25 protein-coding genes are annotated in these 21,607 nt (G+C 71.4%); 11 read left to right on the forward strand and 14 right to left on the reverse strand.

Annotated elements, in window-relative coordinates:
- Positions 1 to 81 precede the first annotated feature (81 nt).
- On the forward strand, positions 82 to 495 hold the full coding sequence (locus ACIBW9_RS07820) for a hypothetical protein (protein ID WP_398952359.1): 414 nt from the start codon (positions 82 to 84) through the stop codon (positions 493 to 495).
- Here the strand turns inward: ACIBW9_RS07820 and mug are convergent.
- From mug to ACIBW9_RS07850, 6 genes are all read right to left on the reverse strand, one after another.
- Positions 473 to 1,024 (reverse strand): G/U mismatch-specific DNA glycosylase, encoded by a 552-nt coding sequence (mug, locus tag ACIBW9_RS07825; RefSeq protein ID WP_398953931.1) that lies wholly within the window; start codon positions 1,022 to 1,024, stop codon positions 473 to 475. The two genes, ACIBW9_RS07820 and mug, sit on opposite strands and share 23 nt — an antisense overlap.
- On the reverse strand, positions 1,021 to 2,463 hold the full coding sequence (gene purB / locus ACIBW9_RS07830) for an adenylosuccinate lyase (RefSeq protein WP_115914061.1): 1,443 nt from the start codon (positions 2,461 to 2,463) through the stop codon (positions 1,021 to 1,023). The genes mug and purB overlap by 4 nt, the downstream gene beginning before the upstream one ends.
- A gap of 189 nt (positions 2,464 to 2,652) precedes the next feature.
- Positions 2,653 to 3,435: an SGNH/GDSL hydrolase family protein gene (locus ACIBW9_RS07835; RefSeq protein WP_398952362.1), complete on the reverse strand. Its 783-nt coding sequence runs from the start codon at positions 3,433 to 3,435 to the stop codon at positions 2,653 to 2,655.
- Between the two features lie 68 nt (positions 3,436 to 3,503).
- On the reverse strand, positions 3,504 to 4,526 hold the full coding sequence (locus tag ACIBW9_RS07840; RefSeq protein WP_398952364.1) for a hemolysin family protein: 1,023 nt from the start codon (positions 4,524 to 4,526) through the stop codon (positions 3,504 to 3,506).
- Positions 4,523 to 5,869 carry a hemolysin family protein gene (locus ACIBW9_RS07845; protein WP_398952366.1) on the reverse strand — a complete coding sequence of 449 codons (1,347 nt, stop codon included), beginning with the start codon at positions 5,867 to 5,869 and terminating at the stop codon, positions 4,523 to 4,525. The genes ACIBW9_RS07840 and ACIBW9_RS07845 overlap by 4 nt, the downstream gene beginning before the upstream one ends.
- 348 nt (positions 5,870 to 6,217) lie before the next feature.
- Positions 6,218 to 6,637, reverse strand: a complete 420-nt coding sequence (locus ACIBW9_RS07850; RefSeq protein ID WP_398952368.1) for a GNAT family N-acetyltransferase — start codon at positions 6,635 to 6,637, stop codon at positions 6,218 to 6,220.
- A 285-nt stretch (positions 6,638 to 6,922) separates the two neighbouring features.
- On the opposite strand from ACIBW9_RS07850, the gene ACIBW9_RS07855 reads away from it, so the two are divergent.
- Positions 6,923 to 7,852: a hypothetical protein gene (locus tag ACIBW9_RS07855; protein WP_398952370.1), complete on the forward strand. Its 930-nt coding sequence runs from the start codon at positions 6,923 to 6,925 to the stop codon at positions 7,850 to 7,852.
- 40 nt (positions 7,853 to 7,892) lie between these two features.
- Here the strand turns inward: ACIBW9_RS07855 and ACIBW9_RS07860 are convergent, their stop codons facing one another.
- From ACIBW9_RS07860 to ACIBW9_RS07880, 5 genes are all read right to left on the reverse strand, one after another.
- Positions 7,893 to 8,534: a hypothetical protein gene (locus ACIBW9_RS07860; RefSeq protein ID WP_398952372.1), complete on the reverse strand. Its 642-nt coding sequence runs from the start codon at positions 8,532 to 8,534 to the stop codon at positions 7,893 to 7,895.
- A 97-nt stretch (positions 8,535 to 8,631) separates the two neighbouring features.
- On the reverse strand, positions 8,632 to 9,156 hold the full coding sequence (locus tag ACIBW9_RS07865; RefSeq protein ID WP_398952373.1) for a hypothetical protein: 525 nt from the start codon (positions 9,154 to 9,156) through the stop codon (positions 8,632 to 8,634).
- 89 nt (positions 9,157 to 9,245) lie between these two features.
- Positions 9,246 to 9,443, reverse strand: coding sequence for a hypothetical protein (locus ACIBW9_RS07870; protein ID WP_398952375.1), 198 nt, complete (start codon positions 9,441 to 9,443; stop codon positions 9,246 to 9,248).
- Between the two features lie 33 nt (positions 9,444 to 9,476).
- A complete protein-coding gene (locus ACIBW9_RS07875; RefSeq protein ID WP_398952377.1) occupies positions 9,477 to 12,044 on the reverse strand; it encodes an ABC transporter permease in 2,568 nt (855 codons plus the stop codon).
- A 4-nt stretch (positions 12,045 to 12,048) separates the two neighbouring features.
- On the reverse strand, positions 12,049 to 12,864 hold the full coding sequence (locus ACIBW9_RS07880; protein WP_398952379.1) for an ABC transporter ATP-binding protein: 816 nt from the start codon (positions 12,862 to 12,864) through the stop codon (positions 12,049 to 12,051).
- Positions 12,865 to 13,069: 205 nt separating this feature from the next.
- On the opposite strand from ACIBW9_RS07880, the gene ACIBW9_RS07885 reads away from it, so the two are divergent.
- Together ACIBW9_RS07885 and ACIBW9_RS07890 are read left to right on the forward strand one after the other, a co-directional pair.
- Positions 13,070 to 13,309, forward strand: a complete 240-nt coding sequence (locus tag ACIBW9_RS07885) for a toxin-antitoxin system HicB family antitoxin (RefSeq protein ID WP_398952381.1) — start codon at positions 13,070 to 13,072, stop codon at positions 13,307 to 13,309.
- A 4-nt stretch (positions 13,310 to 13,313) separates the two neighbouring features.
- A complete protein-coding gene (locus ACIBW9_RS07890) occupies positions 13,314 to 13,688 on the forward strand; it encodes a fic family toxin-antitoxin system, toxin component (protein ID WP_389080801.1) in 375 nt (124 codons plus the stop codon).
- Between the two features lie 10 nt (positions 13,689 to 13,698).
- Here ACIBW9_RS07890 and ACIBW9_RS07895 read toward each other — a convergent pair whose 3' ends face one another.
- Positions 13,699 to 14,394 (reverse strand): class I SAM-dependent methyltransferase, encoded by a 696-nt coding sequence (locus ACIBW9_RS07895; protein WP_398952384.1) that lies wholly within the window; start codon positions 14,392 to 14,394, stop codon positions 13,699 to 13,701.
- A 112-nt stretch (positions 14,395 to 14,506) separates the two neighbouring features.
- A complete protein-coding gene (locus ACIBW9_RS07900) occupies positions 14,507 to 15,688 on the reverse strand; it encodes an alpha/beta hydrolase family protein (RefSeq protein WP_398952386.1) in 1,182 nt (393 codons plus the stop codon).
- Positions 15,689 to 15,971: 283 nt separating this feature from the next.
- On the opposite strand from ACIBW9_RS07900, the gene ACIBW9_RS07905 reads away from it, so the two are divergent.
- The 7 genes from ACIBW9_RS07905 to ACIBW9_RS07935 are packed head-to-tail and all read left to right on the forward strand — an operon-like array spanning position 15,972 to position 20,870.
- Positions 15,972 to 17,108, forward strand: coding sequence for a PQQ-dependent sugar dehydrogenase (locus ACIBW9_RS07905; protein ID WP_398952388.1), 1,137 nt, complete (start codon positions 15,972 to 15,974; stop codon positions 17,106 to 17,108).
- Between the two features lie 44 nt (positions 17,109 to 17,152).
- Entirely contained in the window at positions 17,153 to 17,293 is a 141-nt protein-coding gene (gene pqqA / locus ACIBW9_RS07910) for a pyrroloquinoline quinone precursor peptide PqqA (protein ID WP_398952390.1), read from the forward strand.
- A gap of 8 nt (positions 17,294 to 17,301) precedes the next feature.
- The gene (gene pqqB / locus ACIBW9_RS07915; RefSeq protein ID WP_398952392.1) at positions 17,302 to 18,201 is read left to right on the forward strand and encodes a pyrroloquinoline quinone biosynthesis protein PqqB; all 900 of its coding nucleotides are present in this window, start codon (positions 17,302 to 17,304) and stop codon (positions 18,199 to 18,201) included.
- Complete coding sequence (pqqC, locus tag ACIBW9_RS07920; protein WP_398952394.1) at positions 18,198 to 18,950, forward strand: pyrroloquinoline-quinone synthase PqqC; 753 nt, start codon at positions 18,198 to 18,200, stop codon at positions 18,948 to 18,950. Before pqqB ends, pqqC begins: the two co-directional genes overlap by 4 nt.
- Positions 18,947 to 19,219: a pyrroloquinoline quinone biosynthesis peptide chaperone PqqD gene (gene pqqD, locus ACIBW9_RS07925; RefSeq protein ID WP_398952396.1), complete on the forward strand. Its 273-nt coding sequence runs from the start codon at positions 18,947 to 18,949 to the stop codon at positions 19,217 to 19,219. The genes pqqC and pqqD overlap by 4 nt, the downstream gene beginning before the upstream one ends.
- A complete protein-coding gene (gene pqqE, locus ACIBW9_RS07930) occupies positions 19,216 to 20,361 on the forward strand; it encodes a pyrroloquinoline quinone biosynthesis protein PqqE (protein WP_398952398.1) in 1,146 nt (381 codons plus the stop codon). The genes pqqD and pqqE overlap by 4 nt, the downstream gene beginning before the upstream one ends.
- Before the next feature lie 38 nt (positions 20,362 to 20,399).
- A complete protein-coding gene (locus ACIBW9_RS07935; RefSeq protein WP_398952400.1) occupies positions 20,400 to 20,870 on the forward strand; it encodes an SRPBCC domain-containing protein in 471 nt (156 codons plus the stop codon).
- 18 nt (positions 20,871 to 20,888) lie between these two features.
- Here ACIBW9_RS07935 and bioD read toward each other — a convergent pair whose 3' ends face one another.
- Positions 20,889 to 21,605, reverse strand: coding sequence for a dethiobiotin synthase (bioD, locus tag ACIBW9_RS07940; protein WP_398952402.1), 717 nt, complete (start codon positions 21,603 to 21,605; stop codon positions 20,889 to 20,891).
- Between the last annotated feature and the right edge of the window lie 2 nt (positions 21,606 to 21,607).

Here is a 21,607-nt window from a genome sequence, read left to right on the forward strand (position 1 = left end):
CGGCGTTCCTACCGGCCCGGGGCGGCGCCGGGACGTCTGACACCTCACCAATTGTCAGTGCCGGCCGCTTTACTGGATCACATGGACATCGCGAAGGACCTGGCCCTGACCGACCTGCTGTGCACCGAGGACTTTCCGACGGACCACAGCGGGCCGCGGATCGCCGCGGGCGGACCCGGCTACTACATCACCCCGTTAGGGACGGGCCCCTGGCCGACTGCGGACGATGTGTACGCCTACGAGGTCGCGCTGATGCAGCGGTACGACGAGAGATGGGGGAAGGCCCTCCGTTGGGGCGGCGTGACGCTCCAGGAGCGGCGCCGCCGGGGAGAGCACATACCGGAACCCTGGGACGTGCTCAGCACCCGGGCGGACGACCTGCGTACCTGGGAGGCGACCGGCACGGGACGCTGGGTCAACCTGGCCGTCGCCGACCGCGACCCCGAGGAGGAGCCCGAACTCCTCCTCATGGTCACTGAGATAGCCCCGCCCTGACCCGTAGCCTCGCGAACTCCTCGGCCATCGTCTCCACCGTCCAGTGCGCATTCAGCCCGCTCGGATTGGGCAGCACCCACACCCGTGTCTGACCGAGCGTCCGCTCCTGCGGCCCCACTTGGGCCCTGCGGTCGTCGAACGCCGCCCGGTACGCCGTGACGCCCACCACCGCCAGCCAGCGCGGCCGCAGCCGTGCCACCTTCAGCGCCAGCAGCCGTCCGCCCTCGCGGTACTCCTCCGGACCGAGCTCGTCGGCCCGCGCCGTCGCCCTGGCCACGACGTTCGTGATGCCGAGACCGTACGACAGCAACTCGCCCTGCTCCGACGGCTTCAAGAGCCGGGGCGTGAAGCCCGACCGATGCAGCACCGGCCAGAAGCGGTTGCCGGGGCGGGCGAAGTGATGTCCCGTAGCCGCCGTCATCAAGCCAGGATTGATGCCGCAAAAGAGCACAGAAAGGCCGTCCGCGACCACGTCAGGGACGAGACGGTCGCGGGCGGCCTCCAGTTCCGCCGCGGTGAAGCGGGTCAGAGGATCGCCCCCGGCGTGTAGCCCGCGGCCTCCGGGTGCTGCTTGACGATCTCCTCGATCCGGCCGACGACCACGGCGACCTGGTCGGCGGCGGCGCCCGTGAAGGACAGCTTGTCGGCCATCAGTGCGTCCAGCTGGGCGCGGTCGAGCGGGATGCGCTCGTCGGCGGCCAGCTTGTCCAGGAGCTCGTTGCGCTCGGCACCCTGCTCGCGCATCGCGAGGGCGGAGGCGACGGCGTTCTCCTTGATGGCCTCGTGCGCCAGCTCGCGGCCCACTCCCGCGCGCACCGCACCCATCAGCACCTTGGTCGTGGCCAGGAACGGAAGGTAGCGGTCCAGCTCACGGGCCACGACCGCCGGGAACGCACCGAACTCGTCCAGCACCGTCAGGAACGTCTCCAGCAGGCCGTCCAGCGCGAAGAACGCGTCCGGCAGCGCGACCCGGCGCACCACCGAGCAGGACACGTCGCCCTCGTTCCACTGGTCTCCGGCCAGCTCGCCGGTCATCGACGCGTAGCCGCGCAGGATGACCATCAGACCGTTGACGCGCTCGCAGGAGCGGGTGTTCATCTTGTGCGGCATCGCCGAGGAGCCGACCTGGCCCGGCTTGAAGCCCTCGGTCACCAGCTCGTGCCCTGCCATCAGCCGGATCGTCTTGGCGAGCGAGGAGGGGGCCGCCGCCAGCTGCACCAGGGCGGTCACGACCTCGTAGTCCAGCGAGCGCGGGTAGACCTGGCCGACCGAGGTGAACGCCTGCGAGAAGCCCAGGTGCCGGGCGATCCGGTTCTCCAGGTCGGCCAGCTTGCCCGCGTCGCCGCCGAGCAGGTCGAGCATGTCCTGCGCCGTGCCGACCGGGCCCTTGATGCCGCGCAGCGGATAGCGGCCCAGGAGCTCCTCGACCCGGCCGTACGCGACGAGCAGTTCGTCGGCGGCGGTCGCGAAGCGCTTGCCGAGGGTGGTGGCCTGCGCCGCCACATTGTGGGAGCGGCCGGCCATGACCAGTTCGCCGTACTCGCCCGCCAGCTTGCCGAGCCGTGCCAGGACCGCCACCGTGCGGTCGCGCATCAGCTCCAGCGAGAGGCGGATCTGCAGCTGCTCCACGTTCTCGGTGAGGTCGCGGGAGGTCATGCCCTTGTGCACGTGCTCGTGCCCCGCGAGGTCGTTGAACTCCTCGATCCGGGCCTTCACGTCGTGCCGGGTGACCTTCTCGCGCTCGGCGATCGAGGCCAGGTCGACGGTGTCGAGGACGCGCTCGTAGTCGGCGATCGCCGCGTCCGGCACCTCGATGCCGAGGTCCTTCTGGGCCTTGAGCACGGCGAGCCAGAGCTGCCGCTCCAGCTTCACCTTCTGCTCGGGGGACCAGAGCGTGGCGAGCTCGGCGGAGGCGTAGCGTCCGGCGAGGACGTTCGGGATGCGGGGCTTGGCGGGAGCGGAAGTCACGTGTACGGATTCTACTGGCGATTCGTGCAGGCCAGCGCCGCGGGTGCGTTCGGTGGAATCTACGAATGTTCTCGCCCCCGCCGCCCCTACCCGTCCCGTCCCTGGGGGCTGCCGCCCCCAGACCCCCGCTTTCGGCCTGAACGGCCTCGTCCTCAAACGCCGGACGGGCTGAAAGGAGCTCCCGGCTTCTTACGCCGCCGGGCCCTCGTACGGCAGGAGTTCCGGGCGCTTGGCCGGGCGGCCGTCGCCCGAGGAGCGGCCCGTGAGGCGGCGGCCGATCCACGGGAGCAGGTGCTGCCGGGCGAAGCGGACGTCCGCCACCCGTCGTGCGGCCCAGCCCGGAGGCGGGGTCGCCGCCATGGGCGTGTGCCACTCGGCGTCCTCGGGGTCGTAGCCGAGCGTCTGCCAGACGGCCTCGGCGACTCGGCGGTGCCCCTCCGCCGTCAGATGCAGCCGGTCGACGTCCCACATGCGCGGATCGGACAGCGAGGGAGCCCCGTACAGGTCGACGACCACCGCACCGTGCTGCGCCGCGAGCTCGTCGACCGTGGCGAACAGTTCCTCCATGCGCGGCCGGAAACGGTCCAGGACCGGCCCCTGGCGGCCCGGGCTGCGCATCAGCACGAGCTGCTTGCAGGCGGGGGCCAGCCGCTCCACGGCCTCGGTGAGCAGGCCCCGTACCCGCCCCATGTCGCACTTGGGCCGCAGGGTGTCGTTGAGGCCGCCCACCAGCGTGATCACATCGGGCTGCAGGGCGGCCGCCACGTCGACCTGCTCGTCGACGATCTGCCCGATCAGCTTGCCGCGCACCGCGAGGTTGGCGTACCGGAAGCCGGGGGTGACGGCGGCCATCCGCCCGGCGAGGAGATCGGCCCAGCCCCGGTAGGAGCCGTCCGGCAGCAGGTCCGACATTCCCTCGGTGAAGGAGTCGCCGACCGCGACCAGGCTGGTGTGTATGGGGTTCTTCTGCATGGCGGAAGAGATGGTATCCCGGCTCCATACCCGTCGGTCGGTCGGCCCTGCTCGCTGGGGCGGACGGCTCAGGCCCGCTGCCCGAACAGCTCCTGCAGCACGTCCTCCATGGTCACGAGACCGGCCAGCCGGCCGTCCCTGCCGAGCACGGCCGCCAGATGTGTGCGGCTGCCCCGCATCGCGGTCAGCACGTCGTCCAGCGGTGTGCCCTCCCGTACGCGCGCGATGGGCCGCATGTCCCGCACCCGGAACGGCACATCCCGCGGAGAGGCGTCCAACGCGTCCTTCACGTGCAGATAGCCGACGATGCGACGGCCCTCGTCCACCACCGGGAAGCGGGAGAAGCCCGACTGGGCCGACAGCCGCTCCAGCTCCTCCGGGGTGACGCCCACGCGCGCGTAGACGACACGTTCCAGCGGGAGCACCACATCGCGCACCGGACGGCGGCCCAGCTCCAGCGCGTCGTGCAGCCGCTCCAGCGCGCGGTCGTCGATCAGGCCCGCCTCTCCCGAGTCCCGCACGATCCGGGCCAGCTCGGCGTCCGAGAAGGTGGCCGCGACCTCGTCCTTGGCCTCCACCCGCAACAGCTTCAGCAGGGTGTTGGCGAAGGCGTTGATCGCGAAGATCACCGGGCGCAGCGCCCGCGCCAGGGCGACCAGTGGCGGCCCGAGCAGCAGCGCGCTGCGCACCGGCTCGGCGAGCGCGATGTTCTTCGGCACCATCTCGCCGAGCAGCATGTGCAGATACGTCGCCAGGGTCAGCGCGACCACGAAGGACACCGCGTGTCCCGCGGACTCGGGCACGCCCACGGCGTGGAACACCGGCTCCAGCAGATGCGCGATGGCCGGTTCCGCGACCACACCCAGGACCAGCGTGCACAGCGTGATGCCGAGCTGCGCGGCCGCCATCAGCGCGGACACGTGTTCCAGGCCCCACAGCACGCTCTTGGCCCGCCGGTCGCCCTCGGCGTCCCCTTCCACCTGCTGCTCGATCTGCGCACGCCGTACGGAGATCAGCGCGAACTCGGCGCCCACGAAGAAGGCGTTGACGACGAGGGTCGCAAGGCCGATCAGCAGCTGTACGGCGGTCACTTCGTGGCCTCCCGGTTCGTCGTACCGTCCGCCTGGTCATCGAACGGCGCGTGCATCAGCACCCGCGCGGCCCTGCGCCCCGAGGCGTCCACCACGTCGAGCCGCCATCCGCCGACCTCGACGAAGTCGCCCACGGAAGGGATGTGCCCGAGCTCCGTCGCCACGAGGCCGGCCAGCGTCTCGTACGGCCCCTCCGGCGCCCTGAGGCCGACGCGCACGAGCTGGTCCACCCGGGCCGAGCCGTCGGCCGAGTACAGGGCGCGGCCCGTGTCGTCGCTGCCCGCGGGGGCCAGGTCGGGCGTCTCGTGCGGGTCGTGCTCGTCCCGCACCTCGCCGACGACCTCCTCGACGATGTCCTCCAGGGTGGCCACGCCCGCCGTGCCGCCGTACTCGTCGATGACGACGGCCATGGTGCGCTTGCCGGACAACCGGTCCAGCAGCCGGTCGACGGTGAGGGTCTCGGGGACCAGGAGCGGCTCGCGCATCAGTTCGGAGACCCGGGTGTGGGTGCGGCGGTGGGCGGGTATCGCCAGGACGTCCTTGATGTGCGCGGTGCCCACGACCGAGTCCAGGCTGCCGCGGTAGACCGGGAAGCGGGACAGCCCGGTCGCCCGGGTCGCGTTCGCCACGTCCTCGCAGGTGGCCTGGACCTCGAGGGCGATGACCTGGACGCGGGGCGTCATCACGTTCTCCGCGGTCAGGTCGGCGAGGTTCAGGGTCCGTACGAACAGCTCCGCGGTGTCCGCCTCCAGGGCGCCCTCCTTGGCGGAGTGCCGGGCCAGCGCGGCCAGCTCCTTGGGGCCGCGCGCCGAGGCCAGCTCCTCGGTGGGCTCCAGGCCGAGGCGGCGCACCGCGTGGTTCGCCGTGTTGTTGAGGTGGCTGATGAAGGGGCGGAAGACCGCGCTGAACAGGCGCTGCGCATTGCCGACCCGCTTGGCGACGGCCAGCGGGGAGGAGATGGCCCAGTTCTTGGGCACCAGTTCGCCGACGACCATCAGGAAGACGGTCGACAGGGCCGTGCCCAGCACCAGGGCGAGCGAGGTCGACGCCGAGCGCGAGATGCCGAGGGCCTCCAGCGGGCCCGCGATCAGCTTGGCGATCGACGGTTCGGCGAGCATGCCGACGACCAGGTTGGTGACGGTGATGCCGAGCTGCGCGCCGGAGAGCTGGAAGGTCAGGCTCCGGACGGCCTTGAGGGCGCCCGCCGCGCCGCGCTCGCCGCGCTCCGCGGCCCGTTCGAGCTCGGCCCGCTCGACCGTGGTCAGCGAGAACTCGGCCGCGACGAAGGCGCCGCAGGCGAGCGACAGCAGGATCGCCACCAGCAGGAGGAGCACTTCGGTCATCGGGTCACCTCCGTCCCATCGTCGGACAGGGGCGGGAGGAACGCGCGATGTCGTGTACTGCGCGCACTACTGGGAGGCTCGCCCATGGGCGGACGCTCACACCTTTCATCGGAGGGCCGGAAAGGGTCCGGACACGGTCCTCCAATAGTAAAGGATCGGCAAAGGTGATCAGCGTGTGAGGTGCTTCACCCACCGTCACCCGTGTTCCTCGGGCGTGTACCCGGCCGCCCGCCCGGCATGCCGCCCGGTCTCGTCGCGCACCAGCAACCACCGCGCCCCCGCGCCGGTCTCCGAGCCGTACGAACCGTTCCTTCGGCCGGCGAAGCCTTGCCCCCTCAAGAACACCGCCTACAGCGGCCTGACCCAGCGCCGCCAGTGGTCCTCGCGCTGATAGCCGGCCGCAGCCCAGGTGTGGTGGGCCCTTTCGTTGGCTTCCAGCACCATGGCGTCGACGCGCCGTCCGCCCAGGGCGGCGAAGCGTTGCTCTGCCGCCTGCAGCAGGGCGGTGGCGATGCCTTGCCTGCGGTGGTCGGGGTGTACGGCCAGTCGGTAGGCGGAGCAGCGCCATCCGTCGAAGCCGGCTATCACCGTTCCGGTGAGGAGGCCGTCGTACTCGGCGAGGAGCAGGGCTTCGGGGTCCCGTGTGATGAGCCGGGTCACTCCGTCGTGGTCGTCACTGATGCTCGTTCCTTCCGCCGCTTCGCGCCAGAACTGCAGCACGGCAGCGATGTCCGAGAGGGTGGCACACCGGATGTGAAGGTCAGTCATGCGGTGAGCCAAGCAGATGGTTCGCCTCTCTGGCGATCGGATTCTGTGCCGGGGAGTCGACATTCCGACGCCCTGGTCCTTGGGATTGCTGACTGGGCCGGTATAGGCAGTGGATCAGGAGGAGCGTCAGCCGTGAGGGCGCGCCCGCCGTCTGACTGCCCTCGGCGCCCAGGGGCTGTCGCGGCGTTGCCGACCCGGGCGTCCGACCCGTAGCTTCGCCCGGAGGGAACACGGGCGTACCAGGTGTTCCGATGGCGCGTTGCGACCGAGGAGGGGGTGCCCGTGATGTTCGACAGTGGAGCCCGGGTGCTGGACCTGCGATTTGAGATGGAGCAGCCGGCCGGTGTCCTCGCAGGGCACGCCGTGATCGTCGTGCGGCCCCCGGCCGACCTCGCCCCCGCGTCCGAGACCGTTCTGCGGCTGCGACTGTTCCGCGCTCGCATCACCTCACTGCGCCGCCGGTTGCCACCTTCTTCGGCTCTGCCGCCCGGTGGCCGGTGGGAGGACATGACCCCACGCGTGCGTGCGGAGTCGTCACACGTTCTCCATCTGCCGCTCGAAGCCGGGTCAGCTGCCGACGACGCCTCGGAGTATCACCTCTGGTGGGACATGGATCCGTCGGAACGGGATGCCGGGGCCGCGGGGGAGGTGCGGGCTCTGTTCGACGTTCGCCTCTTGGCCCGCCGCGACGCCGACGACACGGTCCTGGCTGCCGGACACATCTCAGCGGCCTGGGAAGCACCCCATCCCGTCAGGGACCTCCTGCAACTGGCCCACCTCGCTGCGCACGGCCATCTGCCCCGGCCGCTGGCCGACGCCATCGCGGACCTGGTCCGCGCCAACGGGGAACTGGTGCCCTGGTGCCGGTGCTGCGCGCTGTACCGGGAGTTGGAGGTGCTGAGGTACGCCGATCGCGTGCGAGGTCTGGCCGAGCACCACGACGCGACGGACGTCGCCCTCCTCCTCGCCCGATGGGATCCGGGCACGGACCATCCCGACCGCCCCCGCTACCGCCCTTGCCGCTGCCAACGTCTTCGTCTGGGGGCACCCCCGAACGCAGCGGAGGAGCGGCGGGTCGAGACGGGCGAGGCGTGGTGGGAGGAGAGCCAGGACCCGGCCGCCCGAGAGCGTGTCGAGGCCCGACTGCGGGAGCAGGTCGAGGTCGCCCGGTTGCGGCACCTCGCGCACCGGCACCGGACTCTCGGCGGCAGTTGACACGGGCGCCCGGAAACCGGTCGCCGTGGCGCTGCGCGGCTCACAGGGCGTGAACGGAACAGTCGCCGGCCGGCAGGGCCACCATACGGGTGGTCTGAGCGACGTCGATGCGTACGCCTGCCGTGGACCTGTCGAAGTAGACGTACGCGGCGTATCCCTCGCCCTGAGAAGTTCCCGTGCGGTAGAACTCGATTTCTTCGACCGGCTCGACGGCGACGAATGACGCGAGAAGCCCTTCCAGGAGGCAATGGGGGCATTCTTCCGCCACACGGAACCGGCGCCGCGCCGACCGGCCGTTCAGGTTCGTGGTGACCAACAGATCGCCACCGGTGTCGAGTTCCAGGCACATCCAGTGCAGCCGAGGTTCGTGGGACAGACGGTGCAGCTCCTGCTCCACCCCGGTTCTGTCGGACTCCTCGGGCGGTGTCAGCGCCCAGATTCTCTCCACCAGCCGGTCCACCCGCTCGGGGCTGTTCAGGAAGCGCAGTATCAGCAGCATCGCGACCAGGTCGGCGAGATACCACGCCATGCGCCAGCCGTGCATGTCGTCGTTGACGTAAAGCAGCACGCCGACCAGGGAGTACAACGCCGACACCAGGATGCGCCAGCGGCGTTGCCGGGCCACGCCGTAATAGGTGGCAAAGGGCACCACGGCCAGACCCAGCAGCTCCAGCTCTCTCATCCCCACCCCTCCCCCGCGCGCGGCACGCGCGAACCCGGGCTGATCATATGGGCAGTTGGCGGAGGATGGCTGTGCATCCGGCATGGGCGTTTTCAGGTCAGTGCCCGCCCAGCTCCGCGACGACCGGCGCGAACGCCTCCATGTACGGCTCCAGAACCGTCAGATACGTGAAGCCGTACCGCTCGCGCTGCGCCGGCACCTGGGCGACGATCTGGTCCACGGTGCCGACCAGCAGGATCGCCAGCTCCAGTGCCCCCTCCACGGTCGCTCCCGGTACCCGTTCCACCAGCGGCCGCACCGCGTCGGCGCGATCGTCGGTCACGGTCACCTGCTGGATGAGCAGGTTCAGTTCGGCCGGTTCCTTGCGGCCCGCGGCCAGCCGCCGGTAGCACGCCACGCTCTCCTCGAGTTCCCCGGCCCCGACCGGCAGCAGCTGTCCCGTGGTGCTGCCCGGAACCAGGCGCGCACCTGTGACCGCAGCGATGTCCGCGTGCTCGGCGGTGAGCCTCGGCATCCGGTCGCCGTCGCCGCCGATCATCAGCGGAACCCCCTGCGCGTGGGGGAGTCCGTCGGAGCCGAGCAGCCGGTCCAACTCCTCGATGGTGCGCTGCAGCTGGTCCACGCGCTCCCGCGGAGAGCCGAAGGGCAGCCCCGCCCGGTCGTGTTCGGCCCGTGGGCCCGTGCCCAGGCCGAGTTCCAGGCGGCCGCCGGTCAGCGCGGCCGTTCGGTGACCGCGGCCGCGGCGACCAGCGCCCGGAACGGGGCGATCATCCCGAGGCGGTCGGGGACCTGGATGACGTCGTAGCCGAGTTCCTCGGCGCGGCGGCACCTGGCCTGCCACTCCTCGGCGGGCGCGGAGTCGAGCAGGTTGACACCGAACGGAACGGACCGGGCATGAACTCTCCTCACCTGTAAGGGACTTGAGCCTCTGCCGCGATTCCGTCACTCGTGCGCGATGGCCGCCAGCACATTCATGCGGGAGGCACGCAACGCGGGCAGCAGGGCCGCCACGATGCCCACCACCGCGGAGCCGATCACCACCGCGACGATCGTGGTCCACGGGATCGCGAGCGCCTTCATGCCCTGCAGTGCCAGCACCTGCTGGGTGCACACGCCCCACACCAGACCGAGCGCGAGCCCGAGCACCGCCCCGAACACCGCGATCACCACCGACTCCAGCCGGATCATCCGGCGCAACTGCCGCCGGGCGAGCCCGATGGCCCGCAGCAGCCCGATCTCCCGGGTCCGCTCCACCACCGACAGGGCGAGGGTGTTGACCACGCCCAGCACCGCGATGATGATCGCCAGCCCCAGCAGCGCGTACACGAGGTAGAGCAGCACGGCGATCTGGTCGTGCACCAGCTTCTTGTAGTCGGCCTGGTCACGGGCCTGGACCTGCGGATACGGCTTGAGTGTGTGCTCCAGGTTCCTGCGCAGCTGGTCGGCGCTCGTGCCGGAGGCCTTGTTGACGTACAGCGCGGAGTCCTGCCCGCCGGGCACGTACTTCTCGACCGTCGCGATCCCGAAGAACAGCCCGCCCTGCATGCCGAAGCCCTCGGCCTGGTCCTGGTCGGTGAGGGCCCCGACCTTCAGCTCGGTCCTCAGGCCGGCCGGGAACTCGACGGGGATGGTGCTGCCCAGCCTGACGCCGTGCTTCCTCGCGAACTTGACGTCCATGCCGATGCTGCCGCCCGCCAGCGCCGCCGCCGTGTTCCCGGCCGCGTACGTCACGTGTGCGACGTCGTCGACCTTGTCGTCGTAGCCCGCGGCGGTGGTCTCGATGCGCTTGCCGTCCGGGAGACGTACGGCCACGGGTGCGAACCGCTGCCGTACGACGAGGCCGACGCCCGGTGTGGCGCGGACCTTGTCGGTGACCTCCTTGTTGAAGGGCACGAAGTTGGTGTTCTGGACGATGAAGTCGGCGCCCAGTGTCTTGTCGATCTGCTGGTCGAAGGACTTCGACATGGAGGCGCTGGCCACGGACATGCCGCCGACCAGCGCGAGACCCACCATGAGGGCGGCCGCGGTGGCGCCGGTACGGCGGGGGTTGCGCAGGGCGTTGCGCTGGCTCATACGGCCGATCGAGCCGAACAGGGCCGGGAAGGCCCCGCCCAGGACCCGGATGACCGGACGGACCAGCAGCGGGCCCGCGATCACCGTCGCGATCAGGGTCAGCACCACGCCGAGTCCCAGCAGCGAGGCCGACGAGGCGGTCTTCGTCGCCGTGGCGCAGCCGACCAGGGCCACCGCGCCGAGCGCTCCCACGACCGAGCCGACGATCGCCCGCGTCCTGAGCGGCTTGCCGATCCCGGCGATCTCGGCGTCCGCGAGCGCGGCCATCGGGGAAACGGCTGCCGCGCGCCGGGCCGGCAGATACGCGGCCACGAACGTGACGCCGACGCCCACGACGTACGCCGCCACGGGGGTGCCCCATCCGACGACCATCTCCGTGGTCTTGAGGTTCATCCCGAACACGCTCATCAGCTTGATCAGCCCGGCCGCCAGCCCGATGCCGGCCGCCAGGCCCAGCGTCGAGCCGACCAGGCCGAGCAGGAGCGCCTCGGTGAGCACGGAGCGCCGCACCTGCCGCCGGTCGGCGCCGAGGGCCCTCAGCAGGCCCAGCTCCCGGGTGCGCTGGGCGATCAGCATGGAGAAGGTGTTGACGATCAGGAAGATGCCCACCAGGACGGCGATCCCGGCGAAGCCGAGCATCACGTACTTGATGACGTCGAGGAAGCCGCCGAGGTCCGAAGCGGCCGACTTGGCCTGCTCGTCGGCGGTCTTCACGTCGTAGGCGGCGGTGTCGACCACGGCCGCGACACGGCTCTTGAGCTGGGCGTCGCTCACGCCTTTCGCCGCGTTCGCCTGGATGCTGGTGGCCTTGTCCGGCGAGCCGAGCAGTTGGGCCGCCGCCGTCTTCGGGTCGAGGAAGACCAGGGCCGCGCCCGGGTTGGTCGTGGTGAAGGTGGCGATACCGACGACCCTGACCCTGAAGGTGCCCGGCTGGGCGAGCACGGTCAGGGTGTCGCCGATCTTCACATGCTTCTTGTCGGCGGTGTCGGCGTCCAGGAGCGCCTCGCCGCCGCCCTGCGGGGCGTGACCCGAGGTCAGTTTCACGGGGCTGCGGTCGGTGAGGTACCAGTCGGAGGCGATGGTGGGCGCCCCGGTGGTGGGGCCGACCGACTTGTTCCTGCTGTCGACGACGGTGATGTTCTGGACGCTGACGTCCGCGTGGGACGAGGCGACCCCGTCGACCTTCGCGACCCGCGCCGCGAGCGAGGCGGGCACCGTCTCGGCCGCGCCGGTCGGCACCCGGGACTTGAGGTCCTGCTTCGGCTCCACGGTCACATCGGCGGAGGTGGAGTGGAAGAGCCGGTCGAAGGTGCGGGTGACCGTGTCGGAGAAGATCAGACTGCCCGCGACGAACGCCATGGACAGGATGATCGCCAGCGCGGAGAGCAGCAGCCGCCCCTTGTGGGCGAGGAAGCTGCGGAGCGTCGCCTTGAGCACGGTGTCAGTCCTCCTCGGCGGGAGCGGCGCTCTCGTCGAGGAGGCTGCCGATCACGTCGGACCCCGGGGTCTGGGGGCTTCCCCCGGTGAAGAGGCGCATGCGTTCGAGCACCGCCTCCGCCGTCGGGCGCTCCATCTCGTCGACGATCCGTCCGTCCGCGAGGAAGAGCACCAGGTCGGAGTGGGCGGCGGCGCCCGGGTCGTGGGTGACCATGACGACGGTCTGGCCGAGGGTGTCGACGGCCTCGCGCAGGAAGGCGAGCACCTCGAGCCCGGCCCGTGAGTCGAGGTTGCCGGTCGGCTCGTCCGCGAAGATCAGCTCCGGCCGGGAGGCCAGCGCCCGCGCGCACGCCACCCGCTGCTGCTGGCCGCCGGACAGCTGCGAGGGCCGGTGCTTGAGCCGGTCCCGCAGCCCGAGGGTGTCGATGACCTGGTCCAGCCACTTCTCGTCGGGCTTCTTGCCCGCGATGTCCATGGGCAGGGTGATGTTCTCGGCCGCGTTCAGCGTCGGGATGAGGTTGAAGGACTGGAACATGAACCCGATCCGGTCCCGGCGCAGCCGGGTCAGCTCGCGGTCCTTCAGCCCCGTGATCTCCGTGTCGCCGAGCCACACCTGGCCTGCCGACACCGAATCGAGCCCCGCCAGGCAGTGCATCAGCGTGGACTTCCCGGAGCCCGACGGCCCCATCACCGCGGTGAAGCGGCCGCGCGCGATGTCCACGTCCACCGAGTCCAGGGCCAGCACGGTCGTCTCGCCGGAGCCGTACGCCTTGGTCAGACCGCGGGCGCGGGCCGCGTCCCGCGCAGCAGATGTGGACAACGCTGCCTCCTCGGTGGCCGGGCACTCATGGGTGCAAAGCTAGTGTGACCGGCCGCACACCCGGTATCCCCCATGGGGCCGAGGCGGTCTCCACCGCAGGTCGTGCCACCGGTATGGGTGTAAGGGACACTCTCCACCCTCTGGATGACGTCCGCCCGCTGGACGGTCTCTTGCCGTGCTAGCACTTCAGCGCTAGCTTCACAGTATGGCGAAGACCCAGCTGAACGTGAGAGTGGACGAGGGCACGGCCCGTGCCGCCCGCGAGCGTGCTCTGGCTCGCGGCATGAGCGTCAACCGTTACATCGAGGAACTCGTGAAACAGGACACCGGGGAGGTCGGCCAGACGTTCGTCGAGGCCGCTGCCGACTTCATGAAGCAGTACGAGGCGGTCTTCGCCGAGGAGTTCGCCGGCGAGGACGACAGCACGCGCGAAGCTCGCCGCTGATCCCTTGAGCAACCTCAGCATCGATCTCGCCTGGCTTCTCATGCTTGCCGAACAGAAGACGCCCGGAGACCCCCAGGTCACCGACTGGGGGGCCCTCGTCGCGGCCGTCGCGCGCCACGAGGCCGAGATATTCGACGTCCCCGTCTACGACAACCCGCACGCACGCGCGGCGGCTCTGCTCCAACTCCTCATCCACGTACCTGCCCTGGAGCGCTCGAACGCCCTCTTCGCCTCGGCCGTCGCCTACGCCTACCTCGTCGCCAGCGGCCTCAGGGTCACCACGTCGCCGGTGCAGGTGCGCGACCTGGCCCGCCTGGTCAAGCGGGGCAACGCCACGGTGTACGACATCGCGGCGGAGCTGCGCGGCTGGACCATGTGAGCGGGGTGTCTCAGGTGGCCGCCCCGCCGGTCTCCGGCCGCCACGCCGTGCCAAGCACGCAGTACGAGGTGGGCAGCCTCGGCCCCTTCTCCGGCATCAGCATCCGCCGGTAGGGGCCGAGTTCGAACCCGGCCTCGCGCAGCGCGGCGACCGGGTCGCGGGCCAGATGGCAGCCGCCGTTGAGGGGCGGCCACAGGGTGCGGTCCAGGGCGCGCTGGGTGAAGGTCATCGCCGGTCCGCCGCCGCGGCCGTGCTCGAAGAACCGCACCACGCCGCCGGGCCGCAGCACCCGCCGTATCTCGCCGAGCGCCCGCGGCACGTCCCGCACACTGCACAGCACCAGCGAGATCACCACCGCGTCGAAGGCCTCGCTCTTGACGGGCAGTGCCTCGGCGGCACCCGGAGCGACATCCACCGGCACCTCGCAGCGGAGGGTCGCGTCCAGGGCCAACTGCCGCAGCCGGCGCTCCGGTTCGATCGCCACGACCTCCGAGACGGCCCTCGGGTAGTGCGCGAAGTTCAGTCCGTTGCCGGCGCCGATCTCGATCACCCGCCCGGACAGTCCGGACAGGAGCCGGTCGCGGACGCCGCCCATGCCCAGCCGGGTCTCGGCGGTCACGCTGATCCGGGCGTAGTAGCGGGCGAACAGCGGATGGTGCACGGGATCCCGCGCCGGCTTGGCGGCGCCGGGGGACCGTAGCGGCATGAGGACCTCCTCGGCAGGACGGGCCTACCGCGATTCTCCCCCGTACGGGCCCCGCGCATCCCCGCCCTCGCCATGTTCGCGGCGGTCACCGGCGACTCGGCCGCCGAGCCGCTCAACCGGCGACGTAGCGGATCTCCGGGTAGCGCGGTGAGGCGCCCGTGAGCACATGCGACGTGTCGGGGTGGCGGCGCAGATGGGTGTCGAAGAAGGCCCGCACGGTGGCCCGTACGCCCGCCACCGCCCTGTCGGCGGGGATCGTGCCGACCGGCAGGGGCAGCGCTCCGCCCAACTGCGGGGCGAGTGCCACGAGGTCGGTGAAGGAGAGGTGTTCGGCGTCGGCGAGGCGCAGACAGCGCCGCCAGCCGCGCAGGTTCTCCCAGAAGGCGGCCCAGGACGCGTCCTCGTTCAGGCCGTCGTGGACCGCCGTGTCCATCAGGAGGAACGGCCGGTCGAGACCGCGCCGGACCACCGGCCCGAACAAGGCGCCGTCCAGGTCGGCACCGGCCCGCACCCGCGGGTCCAGGTCCATGACGGCCGCTGCCGCCGCCCCGCCGCGGGAGTGCCCGAAGGCCCCGGTGCGGGTGAGGTCGAGGCTGCCGCGCAGGCCGCGTGGTACGGGCCGCCGCTGAGCGTCGGGGTTGCCGCCCCGGTTCAGCTCGGCCAGGCAGTCCAGCACGAAACGCAGATCGTCTGCGCGCACCGCGACCGCTCTGCGCCGGGCGTCGTCGTCGCCGTCGGGCCGGGAGAGGACGACACGGCCGTCGGGGAACTCCACCTCCCCCGAGTCGTAGGGGTGGTCGACCGTGACGACGGTGTACCCCCACGACACGAGATCCTCGACGACGAGGGTGTTGAAGGTGCGGTCCGCGGCATAGCCGGGCGAATAGAGGAGCACGGGACGGTGGCCGCCCCTGGCCGGCGCCGAGTCCGCCGTGTGCGTCGCGGGCAGGGTGAAGCCGTCCAGGGCGCCCCCGTAACGCGCCTTCAGCGCACGCTCGGCGCCTGTCGGCAGCCACGGCAGCATCGTGCGGCCGTGCACCTCGGCCGCCGGATAGGTCACGGTCACCATCAGCTCGCGCGGCTGCCCCGGCTCCGACCACGGGTCGGATCTCGACGGGTCGATCAGATGCAACTCCACAGCAGCCACCGGCGCGGGCCCGGTCGGCCCGGCGAGGTGGAGAGGCAGCGAACCGGCCGTCGGCGAAGCGACGGCAGGGGACACCACGGCTCCGGCGACAACTGCTCCCAGGCCACCGGCCAGCAGGACACGGCGAGTTGGGCGAAGGGGAGGCATTGCGCTCCTTCCAGCTGATCGTCAAGTCCCCTGGACTGTAGGTCATTTGCTCGACCGGCCCGCCAATGGGACCGCTCCTCGGCAGTCAGCCCGCGGCGCGGTCGTGCCCTTCGCCGCACCCGTGGCGCGAGAGTCGAAGGCTCACTCGAATGGCGTACGTGATGCCAATTGTCATGATTTCAATACAGGCTGTAGCTATGTCCGGGAAATACGCTGCCCTTCGCGAGCGTGTGGACACGCCGCGTCACGACGGTTCACTCGAGGAACGACGAAGGGCGTCGACATGACAGACCCAGGCCGCTCAGTGCGGCGTCCATCCCGGATCGTTCTGGGTTCGCTCGCCGCTGCGGCCGCACTGCTCGCGGCCGGGCTCCCGCAGTCGGCGCCCGCCGCCGCGGCGCCGGCCACCTCCGCGCTCACGGCTGCCGCCGCGGACGGCGGTGCCCCGACGGACGAGGTCAGCACGCTCTCCACGGGATGGCAGACGCCCTGGGAGATCAAGTTCATGCCGGACGGAAGCTCGGCGCTGGTGACCGAGCGGCTCACCGCCCAAGTCTACCGCCTCGACCGGGACGGGCGTAAGACACGGGTCGGCGAAGTGCCGAACACCGTCCCCGAACCCTATGACGACGGCCCCGGCGGTCTGTTGGGTGTCGCCCCGTCCCCGAGCTGGAACGGCACGACCGACAAGCAGGTGTTCTTCGTGCACACCTCGAAGACCCGGACCCAGGTCGTGAGCATGGACTACGACGGCAGTTCGCTGTCGAACTACAAGGTGGTGCTCGGCGGAATCAAGCGGGTCGGCAACCACAACGGCGGCCAGATCGCCTTCGGTCCCGACGGCTACCTCTACGTCACCACCGGCGACGCCTACCAGCCGAAGCTCGCGCAGGACAAGAAGTCGCTCAACGGAAAGATCCTCCGCATCACCAGGACCGGTGCGGCGGCCCCCGGCAACCCGTTCGGCACCCGCGTCTACAGCTACGGCCACCGCAACCCGGAGGGCCTGGCCTGGGACCGCAACGGCCGCCTGTGGGAGACGGAGGTCGGCGACCAGACCTGGGACGAGATCAACCTGATCAAACCGGGCGCCAATTACGGCTTCCCCGCCTGTGAGGGCGCCTGCGACGTCAAGGGCATGACCACCCCGAGGGTCGTCTTCCACCCCGAGTGGGGCGTGCCCGCCCAACTCGCCATCGTGGACAACGTGATCTACGTGACGTCGCTGCGCGGCAAGCGGCTGTGGCGCATCCCGATCGACGGGGACAGCGAGTTCACCGGCACGCCGGTCGACTTCTACCCCGGCCGGTTCGGCCGTCTGCGCGCCATTGCCAAGGTGCCCGGCGCTGACGAACTGTGGGTGGGCACCAGTGACCTCGGATACGGCAAGGACAGAATCCTCCGCGTCTCCCTCAAGTGACCCTCCCTGCACCCCAGAAATCCCACCGGAGAGGACGTATCACCATGAACGAAGCCACGGAGCAACTCAAGCCGGTCGAGCAGATCGCCTCGCGCGAAACGGACGGGGCCGGCTGGCAGACGCCCGCCTACGAGGTCGTCGACACCGCGCTCGAGGTCACCGCCTACTCGCTCAGCTCCCGCTAACCGACGCCATGCAACTGCTGGTACTCGGCACCGCCGCCGGCGGCGGCATCCCCCAGTGGAACTGCGCGTGCCCCGGATGCTCCGGGGCACGCGCCCACCCGGGCCGACGCCGCCGCCATGCCTCCCTCGCCGTACGGACCGACGACGGCCGCTGGTACATCGTCAACGCGACACCCGACATCGGCGACCAGATCGAGTCCCGGCCCGAACTCCACCCGGGGCCGGGCCCCCGGCAGACGCCGCTCGCCGGGCTGGTCCTGACCGACGCCGAACTCGACCACACCCTGGGCATCGCACGGCTGCGCGAGGCGGACGCCCTCGAGGTGATCTCGACGGCCCCGGTCCGGCGGGCGCTCCTGGACCGTCTGCACCTGGGCGACGTACTGGCTCCGTACACCTCCCTCACCTGGCGGGAGCTGCCGCCGCGCGGCGCCGAACCGCTGGACCGCGACGCCTCTGGCCTGCAGATCAGCGGCATCCCGGTGTCGGGCAAGCGCCCGCGGTACGCCGCCGACGCCCCGGACGACGACGCATGGGTCGTGGCGCTGCGCCTGTACGACCCGGCCTCCGGCGCCACCGCGCTCTACGCACCCGCCCTGGCCGCCTGGCCGGACCGCTTCCAGCAGGCCGCCGCCGAGGCCGACTGCGTCATCGTGGACGGCACCTTCTGGGACGACGAGGAGCCCCGCCGCACGGGAATCTCCGAACGCACCGCCACCGGCATGGGCCATCTGCCCATCGAGGGACCGGACGGAACCGCCGAACGCCTGGCACGCCTCTCCGCCCGCTGCCTCTACACCCACCTCAACAACACCAACCCCCTCGTCGACCCGGCCGCGCCCCAGCACAAGCGGCTCGCACGGCTGGGCCTCGAGGTGGCGTACGACGGGATGGTGATCGACCCATGAGCACGACAGCACTGAACACGACCGCACGGAACACGGCACCCGACCCGCTCGCGGACCCCTGGCGTCCCGCCGAGTTCGAGGCACGGCTGCGCGCGGTGGGGGAGGAGCGGTACCACGACAGCCACCCCTTCAACCTCCGTATGCACAGCGGCGATCTCAGCCAGGACGAACTGCGCCGCTGGATTGTCAACCGCTTCCACTACCAGCGCCACATCCCTGTCAAGGACGCCCTGATCACGGCCAAGCTGGACACCCCGGTGCTGCGCCGGATGTGGTTGCGCCGCATCCAGGACCACGACGGCCAGCAGGACCGCGAGGGCGGTCTCGACCGGTGGCTGCGGCTCGGTGAGGCGGCCGGCCTGCCCCGTGAGACGCTGCTCGCCGGCGACGGCGTACTGCCGGGCGTACGCCTTGCGGTCGACGGATACGTCAACTTCTGCCGGCTGCGCACGCCCCTCGAAGCCGTCGCGGCGTCACTGACGGAACTGTCCGCCCCGGATCTGATGCGCACCCGCATCGAGGCCTTCCAACGCCACTACCGGTGGATCGAACCCCAGGGCCTCGCCTACTTCCGCACCCGGGTCTCCCAGGGCAGGCGCGACAGCCGCGAGGCCCTCGACCTGGTGCTCGGCTGGGCCCGCAGCCGGGAGGACCAGGAGCGGGCCCTGGCGGCACTGCGCTTCAAGTGCGACGTCCTGTGGTCGCTGCTGGACGCCGTGGACCAGGCGGGCCGCCGGGAGCAGGGGTGAGTCCGGCGTCGGTGACCGACTGGCGGCCCGCGCCGGCACCCGCCGTTCTCCTGCGGCACGACCGCACCCGGGACACGGACCTGCTGCTCCTTCCCGAACGTGTCGTCGTGCTGCAGGGCCGGGCCGGCGCGGTCGTCGCCCTGTGCGACGGCGCCCGGAGCGTGCGCGACATCGTCGACGAACTGTCCGAACGCTTCCCGGCCGCCCCCGTGGCCACCGACGTCCCTCCCTTCCTCGAACGGCTCCGCAAGGAGGGCTGGCTGCGATGACCCTCACCGATCCGACCGCCCCCGCCCCTCGGGCGCCCGCGCCGGCCCGGCCCTGGGCGGTGCTGGCCGAACTCACCCACGCCTGCCCGCTGCACTGCGGGTACTGCTCCAACCCGCTGGAGCTGACCCGGCGTTCGCGTGAGCTGACCACAGGGCAGTGGGCGGACGTGATGCACCAGGCCGGCGGGTTCGGCGTGGTCCACACCCATCTCTCGGGCGGTGAGCCGCTGCTGCGCCGGGACCTGGAGCAGATCGTCGCCGCGGCCGAGGCCGCCGGGATCTACACCCAGCTGGTCACCAGCGGTGTGGGCCTGGACCGGGAGCGGCTCGGCGCGCTCACCGCCGCCGGGCTGCGCAGCGTCCAGCTGTCGGTGCAGCACGCCGATCCGCGCGCCTCGGACCGGATCGCCGGACGTCGTTCCTTCGGCGAGAAGGAACGGGCCGCCGCACTCGTACGGGCCGCGGGCCTGCCCCTGGGCCTCAACGTCGTCCTGCACCACGAGAACCTCGACGCGATCGACGCCGTCGTCGAACTGGGCCTGTCCTGGGGCGTGGACCGCATCGAACTGGCCAACGCGCAGTTCTACGGCTGGGGGCTGCTCAACCGCGCCGCCCTGCTCGCCACGCCCGAGCAGCTCACCCGGGCCAGGGACGCCGTCGAGCGGTGGCGGGAGCGGCTCACGCCGGACGGCCCCGAGCTGGTCTGGGTCGTCCCCGACTACTTCGACGGTGCGGCCAAGCCGTGCATGGGCGGCTGGGGCGCGGTCTCGCTCACCATCACCCCGGACGGCACCGTCCTGCCCTGCCCGGCCGCGGCCTCGCTGCCGGACCTGGACCCGCCGAACGTCCGGGACCATCCGCTGGCCTGGATCTGGGACCACTCCCCGGCCTTCAACCGCTACCGCGGCACCGACTGGATGGCCGACCCCTGCCGCAGCTGTCCCCGCCGGGAGGAGGACCACGGCGGCTGCCGCTGCCAGGCCTACGCCCTGACGGCCGACGCAGCCCGCACGGACCCCGCCTGCCGACTCTCCCCCGACCACGGGCTGATCCGGGCACTGACCGACGACAGCACCAACGGCCGACCGGCAATCAGGCGGCGGGCACCGGTCCGACCCGGGATCGCGCGGCAGCTGCCCTGATCGAGGCGTGAGCACGGGCCGACGACTATGTTGGCCCCATGTACTCGGCGCAGGTCTCACGGCATGTGCAAGCCCCGCCTTCGGCGGTCTACCGGGCTCTGCTGGACGCGGACGCGATCGCCGAATGGCGCGTGCCGGACGGTATGAGCAGCCACGTGCACGAATTCGACGCACGCGAAGGCGGGCGCTTCCGCGTCTCGCTCACCTACGACGCGCCGGTCGGCACCGGCAAGTCGGCCGCGCACACCGACACCTACCACGGCCATTTCGCGAAGCTCGTACCGGACGAGCAGGTCGTCGAGGTGCTCGAGTTCGAGACCGCGGACCCCGCGCTGCGGGGCACGATGACGATGACCACCACGCTCACCGCCGCGGACGGCGGCACCGACGTCCTCATCGTGCACGAGGGGATCCCCGATGCCGTGCCGGCCGCCGACAACGAGACCGGCACGCGCATGGCCCTGGCGAACCTCGCGCGGCTCGTCGAGGCGGACGAGCGCTCCGGCTGAGTCAGCGGGGCAGCGGCTCTACGGCGCCTCCCGGCCACGGAACGCCTCCGCGTCCCAGGTCCCGTCCAGCCGCGGTGCCAGCCAACTCGGCGCACTCGTACGGAAGCCGGCGGCCGGCAGTGAGCCCGCCCCGGCGGGCAAAGCGCCCAGCAGCGGCGCGCCCGCCACCTCCGGCAGGTCCGCCACGTTGCAGCGGGAGGCAAGGTCGGGGGAGTGGGGCCAGCTGCCGATCACGATCCCGGCCAGGCCGAGCCGGCGGGACCGGAGTTCACGTGCCGTCAGCTCCGTCGTGTTCAGCGTCCCCAGGCCCGCCGACGCCACCACCAGCACCGGCGCCCTCAGCAGCTCCGCCGCGTCCGCCAGCGTCCCGCCCTCCTGGTCGAAGCGGACGAGCAGCCCGCCCGCCCCCTCCACCAGCACCAGGTCGTGCTCGGCGGCCAGCTTGGCGGCGGCCTCCGCGACGTCCTGCGGACGCACCGGGGTCATCCCCGCCCGCCGGGCCGCCGTCGCCGGCGCCAACGGCTCGGGATAGCGGGCGATTTCGGCCGTCGTCACGCCACCCGCGAGCCGGGCGGCCTCGGCGGCGTCCCCGGGCTCGTCCGGCCCCACGCCCGTCTGCGCGGCCTTCAGCACGGCCACCGACCGGCCGGCCGCGAGCGCGCAGGCGGCGACCGCGGCGGTCGTGACCGTCTTGCCGACCTCCGTACCGGTACCCGTGATCACCAGGATCGTCATGC

It is taken from the genome of Streptomyces sp. NPDC049541 (assembly GCF_044465725.1).
Taxonomy (GTDB): Bacteria; Actinomycetota; Actinomycetes; order Streptomycetales; family Streptomycetaceae; genus Streptomyces.